At 54.9% G+C, this 288-nt stretch carries 2 tRNA genes; both read left to right on the top strand.

Annotated features, from left to right (window positions below):
* Positions 1-52 precede the first annotated feature (52 nt).
* Positions 53-128, top strand: a tRNA-Val gene (locus ACZ9XP_RS10645).
* A 12-nt stretch (positions 129-140) separates the two neighbouring features.
* A tRNA-Asp gene (locus ACZ9XP_RS10640) sits at positions 141-217 on the top strand.
* Positions 218-288 lie beyond the last annotated feature (71 nt).

The following is a 288-nucleotide window of genomic DNA, read 5'->3' as shown; positions in this document are numbered from 1 at the left end:
TTCGAGTCCCGTCCGCTCCGCCAACCATACAATTTAGTAGTACCGAGTTTTCGGGCGTTTAGCTCAGTTGGTAGAGCGTCTGCCTTACAAGCAGAATGTCGGCGGTTCGACTCCGTCAACGCCCACCAAGTTTTACGGTTGGAGCGGTAGTTCAGTTGGTTAGAATACCGGCCTGTCACGCCGGGGGTCGCGGGTTCGAGTCCCGTCCGCTCCGCCAACCATACAATTTAGTAGTACCGAGTTTTCGGGCGTTTAGCTCAGTTGGTAGAGCGTCTGCCTTACAAGCAG

The sequence above is a fragment of the Vogesella perlucida genome (assembly GCF_979366545.1).
The sequence above is the reverse complement of the archived record's forward strand: the minus strand, read 5'-3'. Positions and strand labels throughout refer to the sequence as shown.